Source organism: Bradyrhizobium sp. MI1.7 (assembly GCF_055811795.1).
In genome coordinates this window covers 1-6,978 of sequence record NZ_JBVVPO010000147.1, presented here as the reverse complement: position 1 = coordinate 6,978, position 6,978 = coordinate 1, and the positions used below count along the sequence as shown (strand labels likewise).

Sequence of the window (6,978 nt, the reverse complement as noted above, 5' to 3'; positions counted from 1 at the left end):
TCATCTTCGCTGCGCTCAGATGCGAGCCGACCCACGGGCGAGCTACGCTCGTCCCGGACCCCTCCAGGGGAGGGTAAGTGCACCCTACTCCTGCATCATCTCGCCGCTGCCGCCGAACTCGGCCGGAAAGTCCTTCAGTTTCGGCAGGCCATCGCGCATCGGCAGCACCGTCTCGGCGTAGTTGACGTGAACACCGGGTGTGAATGCGAGCGTGGGGATGGTGGCGGTGAAGACGTCGATCAGGTCGAGCGGCGGGTGGTTGGTCATGAGATGACCGCCGCACTTCTTGCAATATTTGCGCTGGCTGAGCGGCGTCTTGGCAAAGGTCTCGACGTTCTGGGCGCCTTCGGTGATGCGCACGGCTTCCGGCTTCCACAGGCTGAAGGCATTCACCGGTCCGCCCGACCACGAGCGGCAGGAGCGGCAATGACAATAGCCCATCGCCGCCGGCTCGCCTGTGACCTCGATTGTGACCGCGCCACAGAAGCAGTTTCCGACATGTTTCATTGGGTCGTCTCCGTTGGATGAAGGTTGAAATTCCTCTCCCCGCTCCGGCTCGCCGATAAACCGGCAAAGGCGGATGCGGGGAGAGGCGTCGGAGCGGAGGGAATCACCCCGAGGGACGTTGAGGGCTGGAGGCCGGCAACGTCCGTTACGCGCTTCGGTTCCGCCGCGCGTCCTCCTTTCGGTGGACGCGGCGGAAAGATGCTACGGCTATACCGATCTGCGCCAGGGAATAAGCATCGACACCCGTTGTTTGTACTGCCGGTATTCGTCGCCGAAGAGATCGACGAGGTCGTGCTCCTCCAGCGCGATGCCGACGAAGATGTAGAGCGTGGTCACGGCCGCGAACAGCAGATGGCCCGCCGTCATGACCGGCGCCGCCCAGAACGCGATGATGAAGCCGAGATAGATCGGATGACGAACGAACTTGTAGAACAACGGCGTCTTGAAGCGCGGCGGCGCCGCCTCATTGCCCACGAGATGGTTGGTCACCTGGTGCAATCCGAACAATTCGAAGTGATTGATGATGAAGGTCGAGGCGAACACCAGCACCCAGCCCGCGAGGGACAGCGTGACCAGCGTCACGGCGAGATCCGGGTTTCCGACATCCCATACGACCGCAGGCATTGGACGCCACTGCCAGAACAGGAGCAGCAATGACAGGCTCGCGAACAGCACGTAGGTCGAGCGCTCGACCGGCTTGGGGACGAACTGCGTCCACCACGCCTTGAACTGCTTGCGCGCCATCACGCTGTGCTGAACGGCGAACAGCGTCATCAGCAGTAGATTGATGATGACGGCTTCGGCCGTCGGCGTGTCGGTTCCGGTGTCGATGGTCTTCGGCACCACCAGCCCCATGACGAAGCCGATGGCGTAGAGAATGGTGACGAAAAACACGAGATATGCCGCAATTCCGTACAGAAAGCCGATGAATTTGAAAATGCGTGAGCCCGCAACCTCCGGGCCGATGGAATGAAGCTGGTGATCAAGTTGGGTCATAGAACGCTCCGTTGTGCCGAGGCATCGGCACTGTTTAGTGTTCGCACCATGCCGGATCGGACACCCCCTGACTTTCACGGACGGTTGATTTTCGCCTGAGACCACTTTGATTTTTGCTTGAGACGACAGAAACGTGCGATTTCTCTTTGAAAACAACGTGCTCGACGGCGACCTGCGGGAACTGACGTGCAGCGGCGCAGCCGTGCCGCTGCAGCCGCAGGTGTTCGATCTGCTGCTCTATCTGGTCGCGCAACGCGCCCGTGTGGTCAGCAAGGATGACCTGATCAGCCAGATCTGGAGCGACCGCATCGTCTCGGATTCCGCCCTGAACAGCCGAATCAATGCCGCGCGCAAGGCGCTTGGCGACGACGGCGCGACGCAGCGGCTGATCAAGACGATCCCGCGCAAGGGCTTTCGCTTCGTCGGCGAAGTCCGGGAAGATGTGGCAGCGACGCTTGCGCCGGTGGAACCCGGCCCTGCCCCGGTGCGCGCCGTGACGGACCGCCCGGCGATCGCAGTGCTCGCCTTCGAGAACATGAGCGGCGATCCCGCGCAGGAATATTTCGGCGACGGGATCAGCGAGGACATTCTCACCGCGCTGTCGAAGCAGCGCTGGTTCATGGTGATCGCCCGCAATTCGTCCTTCACCTACAAAGGGCGCTCGGTTCATATCAGGCAGATCGCCGAGGAGCTCGGCGTCCGCTACATCGTCGAAGGCAGCGTGCGCAAGGTCGACAACCGTGTGCGCATCACCGCGCAGCTCAACGACGCCACCACCGGCAGCCATCTCTGGGCCGAGCGCTACGACCGCGAGCTTGTCGACGTCTTCGCCGTGCAGGACGACATCACCAACGCGATCGTCGCGGCGATCGAGCCGCAGATCCATGCGGCCGAGAATTTTCGCGCCGACCGCAAGCCGCCCGCGAGCCTCGATGCCTGGGACCTGCTGATGCGCGCGCTGTCGCATTACTGGCGAGTGACGCAGCAGGACCACAAGGCTGCGCAGGCATTGCTCGAACGCGCCATTTCGATCGACTCGAACTACGGTCAGGCGCTGTCGGTGCTGGCGGCAAGCCACATGTTCGGCGTCCATCTCGGCTGGGCGGAGCTTGCCACGACGGTGCCGATCGCGGAGGCCGCCGCGCTCGCCGCGGTGCGTCATGACCACGAGGATGCCTGGGCCCATGCCGCGCTCGGCAGCGTCTTCTTCTCGACGCGCAGGCTTTCCGACGCGCTGTCCGAGTTCGAGCAGGCGCTCGCGCTCAACCCGAACTTCTCGCTGGCGCAGGGCTATTACGCCCTGGCGCTGTCCTACGCCGGTCGTTCCGGGGAATCGTTCGATGCGGCGCAGAGGGCGATCCGGCTCTCGCCGCGCGATCCGTCGCTGGCGATCTATTACGGCATTGCCGGCTATGCGCGCTTCACCGAACGGCATTACGACGAAGCGATCGCGCTGGCGCGCGAGGCGATCCGCCATCGCGGCGACCTCACCGGTGCCTACCGCGTGCTCGCGGTGTCCGCCGGCATGACCGGCGACGGCGCGCTGGCCGAGATGGCGCTGGGCGAACTCCGCCGTACCCAGCCCAACATCTCGCTGCACTGGATCGCAACGCAGCTGCCCTGGGCCAGTGACGCCGATCGCGAGCACTATCTGGAAGGGTTCCGGCGCGCGGGGTTGGGGTAGAGAACTCCCTCTCCCCGCAAATGGGCAAAGGGCGGATGCAGATACGACGCGTCGTCTCAGGCTCCTCCGCACGCGGTCAGTGGATCGTAATCGGGCCGCATCAGCATCGCGTGGAGCTGGCGCCGCCGAATGCCCATGTTGCCACCGTCGAAGATCGGCAGCGCCAACGCGTCCTGCAACAAGCGGCCGAACGGCGCCGCGTGATCATAGCTGTCGATGCCGACCACGCGCATCAGGTCGGTGATGACCCGCACCGCGGCTTCGGAGCCGAAGATCTTGGCCTGGATCGCGAGCTCGTCGGCGCCCGGTGATTGCGTATCGAGCGCATGGCAGGCCCGCCAGCTCAGGTAGCGCGCGGCTTCGATAGTGGTCTTGGCATCGGCGAGTGCATAGCCGACCGCCTGATGCTCGATGATCGCCTGTACCCCGCCGCGTTTCTCGGTGCGGGCAAAATGCAGTGCGAAGTCGAAGGCGGCCCGCATCATGGCGACGCCGAAGATGCCGACCAGCGCCGCCGTGCCGGTGAAGGCGGCGGACGCCAGCATCAAGCCGCCCCCCTCCTGCCCGAGCAGATTGCCGTGCGGCGCGGTGACGGCACGCAGGCTGAATTCCGGCACGAGGTGAGCGCGGTGGCCGATCGAATCAATGGCGCGTTCGAACACGATGCCATGCACCGGGCCTTCGACCGCAATGATGGAGACACCCTGCTCCGGTGGCGCGGCGGGATTGGTCCGGCACACCACGCACAACACGTCGGCGCCATTGCGATCCCACCCGGTGGCGGACGACACCCATTTCTTGCGGCCGTTGATGATCCAATTGCCGAGCTCGCGTTTTGCGGTGGTGCGCACGCCCTCGCCCGGCGGCGGTGCGGCAGCATTGGCGCTGCCGCCGGGTTCCGAGGAGCAGAAGCCCGCAAGCGGAGCGCCGCTCGTCTTCAGGAACGGTGCAAGCAGGCGGGCGCATTGCTCCGCGGTGCCACCAAGCAGAATTGGCAGCAGACCGAGCACCGTGCCGAGCATGGTCAGCGTCACGCTCGGATTCACGGCGTAGAATTCTTCCGCCAGGATCGCCATGTCGATGAGTCCGGCATTGTCGCCGCCCGCCGGCGCCGGAATGCATTTGCGCAGATAACCGGCAGCGACCATCGCCTCATAGGTCGGCTTCGTCGCGAGGAAGCGCTCTTCCGGCGTCGCCAGCAACTCGGCCTTGCCGGCGCCGGCCAAGACCTCCGCCGCGAATTTTCGCGATTGAAGCTGCAACGCGCGCTGCGCAGGTGAAAGCGTGAAATCAATCGCCATCGAACATCTCCCTCGCTCCGGCAGGTCACCAGGGTGAGCCGAGCGAGGGCGGAAAATCTTGGTCGGCAGCGACCTAATTCTTGGCTGGAGGTGAACTACTCGCCCTTCCCCTTCGTCCTGCGAAATTCGCGCGGGGCGAGGCCGTGGCTGCGCTTGAAGAGGCGGTTGAAGTGCGAGATGTCGGAAAAGCCGGCCTCATACGCGATCGTGGAGATGGTCTTGTGACGATGCTGCGCGTCGAGCAGGTCGCGGGCGCAGATCAGGATCCGCCGATCGCCGACATGCTCGCCGACGGAGCGGCCGGTCGCGACGAACAACCGGTGCACATAGCGCTCCGAGCAGCGGAACTTCCGGGCAAGCAATTCGGCATCGAGACCGGGATCGTCGCTGTGGCGGTCGATATGGTCGAGCATCATCGACAGCAGCACGGGCGCATTCACGCGCGCAACCGGCATTTCACCCAGCATCTCCGGTGCATGCGCGATCAGCTCGACCACATGCGTGCCGCTGCTTGCCGCAACGGCGGGTGCTGCCAGGCAAAGCTCGGCATAGCCCGCGAGCGTGCGCGACAACGCGCGGCCATTTTCCGTCCTCGACAACGCAAGCCGCGGAGAATCCGTAAAGCTCTTTGGCAGGTGCCGCCGCGGCACGGCAAAGCAAAAGAGGCGGAAGTCGCGGCCGTTGGCAATCTCGAACGGCTCGGTCGTATCGGCGACCGCGAGGTCGCCGGGCGCACAGACCTGCTCGTGTCCCCGCTGCGTCGTGCGGCCCAGACCCTCGAGCTGGAGATTGACGAAGCAGAGATCGTCCGTGCTTCGCGCAATATGGGGCCGCAGCCGGAGAACGCAGTGCCCTGTGGCTTTCACCAGCGAAATCTGGACCGACGCAGCGTCGGTACGCGCGATCGAACCTTCGAAGGGACGGTCGGCGATTTTACGCGGCTCGAGCCGGACAAAGGCCGCAGCGAGATCGTCGGCCCAACTGCCGAAGGGCCGATCGGCACGAGAGGGCTTGGCTGACCATTCCATAGGTGCGCCCCCGGAACGAGGAATTCGCGCGTGCAAATTCAGATTGGACGACCCAGCGGGACGGAAGGATAGCTTTTGGCGAACAACCGGTCAAATCTCGAAGGCGCGCAATATGCGACCGCCATCACGTCGTCATTGCGAGTGCAGCCGTCGGCGTACCGGAAACCACGTGAATGGTTAGAGAAGCAATCCGCTACTTGGCTTTGGCCTGTATCGGCTTCGGTGCCGGCACGGCGGCCCATTCCTTGTCGGCGCGGGGGCCGTTGAGATCGCCGGTGAGGCCGACGAGCTGGCCGGGCAGCACGTCGAGGGTCTGCTGCCAGGTCTGGGTCTGGCACAGGAACTTGATCAGGCAACCCCTGAGCTTGAGGCGATCGGCGGAGTCGCGCCACAGCGAGACCGAATAGGATTTGCCGTCCTCGGCATTGTAGATCTCGCCGGCAAACTGTCCCTCCGGCGTCGCCTGCAAACCCATGATGAGCTGATGGCCGAGCAGCGCGCGGGCGCGTTTGTCGGGATCGGGATTCTCCTTGTCGCGATAGGGCTGGCCGCGCTTGTCGGCCGGTTCCTTCATCCAGACGATGAAGCCGCAGATGCGGTCGCGCGACGGCCCGCAGCGCTCGAGCCTGATGCGCGCGCGGCCGTCCTGGACGAGCCAGGTGCCGCTGGGGTCGGGCGGCGCCGCGGCGCCGGCGCGGCCGCCAAACACCATCATCAGGATCGTGATCGCAACGCGCAGCACGAAGCGAAGGACAATGTTCATCTGCGGCACCTTTCGTTGGATGGGTCGCGGCGTCAGTTCAATTGCGCCATCAGCGCGTCGGCGCCCTTGTCGAGGCCAGCGGTGGCGGCGGCGAGCGCGCCGGCGGTGGCCTTGATGTCGTAGGCAGCCGGGTATTGCTTGGTGACGTAGGCGGAGAGCAGGCGCGCGGCGGCGGCGTCGAAGATCTCGACGCCGTAGATGACCGAGCCGGTCATGGTGCCTTCGCCGTCGCGCGCGGCCTGCACGCCGTTGTAGACGGCGCCGGCGACGTCGAAGCGGGAGAGCGTGCCGAGCACCGGCGTGTTGGCGACGGCGCCGGTGAGTGTCAGCCTGATCCGCAGCGTCTCCGGCCCACGCTCGCGCACCAGCGCGAAGCGGCCGCGCAGACCCTCGGCGAAACGGTTCTGCATGTAGGCGGCAAGCGTCGCCTTGTCCTTGTCGGACATGTCGCCGAACTGGTGATCCCTGCCGCGATAGACCACGACCGGTTCGAGGATGACTTTGTTATAAGCGCGCCAGTCGACCGGCGTGGAATAGCGGTAGGGCACGCGGCCGGAGGCGTCCGACTTGTCCGGAGCCATGTAGGCTGAGGACGCCATCCCGGAATACGGCACGGGCGCGACGGTGGCGGCGCGAGAGTAGGAACCTTCACCGCAAGCAAGAGTTGGCCGGTCGGGCAGGGCGAAAAGCCACACGAGG

7 protein-coding genes are annotated in these 6,978 nt (G+C 64.9%); 1 reads left to right on the top strand and 6 read right to left on the bottom strand.

Annotation, left to right across the window (positions count from 1 at the left end; all coding sequences use genetic code 11):
- Positions 1–84: 84 nt before the first annotated feature.
- Both AC0L3X_RS46180 and mddA read right to left on the bottom strand, forming a co-directional pair.
- Positions 85–507: a GFA family protein gene (locus AC0L3X_RS46180; protein WP_028148676.1), complete on the bottom strand. Its 423-nt coding sequence runs from the start codon at positions 505–507 to the stop codon at positions 85–87.
- A gap of 207 nt (positions 508–714) precedes the next feature.
- Entirely contained in the window at positions 715–1,503 is a 789-nt protein-coding gene (gene mddA, locus AC0L3X_RS46175; protein WP_063980801.1) for a methanethiol S-methyltransferase, read from the bottom strand.
- A gap of 133 nt (positions 1,504–1,636) precedes the next feature.
- Between mddA and AC0L3X_RS46170 the strand changes: the two genes are divergently transcribed.
- On the top strand, positions 1,637–3,187 hold the full coding sequence (locus tag AC0L3X_RS46170) for a winged helix-turn-helix domain-containing tetratricopeptide repeat protein (RefSeq protein WP_208089065.1): 1,551 nt from the start codon (positions 1,637–1,639) through the stop codon (positions 3,185–3,187).
- Positions 3,188–3,243: 56 nt separating this feature from the next.
- Here the strand turns inward: AC0L3X_RS46170 and AC0L3X_RS46165 are convergent, their stop codons facing one another.
- From AC0L3X_RS46165 to AC0L3X_RS46150, 4 genes are all read right to left on the bottom strand, one after another.
- Entirely contained in the window at positions 3,244–4,488 is a 1,245-nt protein-coding gene (locus AC0L3X_RS46165) for an acyl-CoA dehydrogenase family protein (protein ID WP_063980800.1), read from the bottom strand.
- 95 nt (positions 4,489–4,583) lie between these two features.
- Entirely contained in the window at positions 4,584–5,516 is a 933-nt protein-coding gene (locus AC0L3X_RS46160; protein ID WP_063980799.1) for a helix-turn-helix domain-containing protein, read from the bottom strand.
- Positions 5,517–5,709: 193 nt separating this feature from the next.
- Entirely contained in the window at positions 5,710–6,279 is a 570-nt protein-coding gene (locus AC0L3X_RS46155; RefSeq protein ID WP_063986058.1) for a DUF2147 domain-containing protein, read from the bottom strand.
- Positions 6,280–6,311: 32 nt separating this feature from the next.
- The gene (locus AC0L3X_RS46150) at positions 6,312–6,959 is read right to left on the bottom strand and encodes a DUF3313 domain-containing protein (protein ID WP_473317539.1); all 648 of its coding nucleotides are present in this window, start codon (positions 6,957–6,959) and stop codon (positions 6,312–6,314) included.
- Between the last annotated feature and the right edge of the window lie 19 nt (positions 6,960–6,978).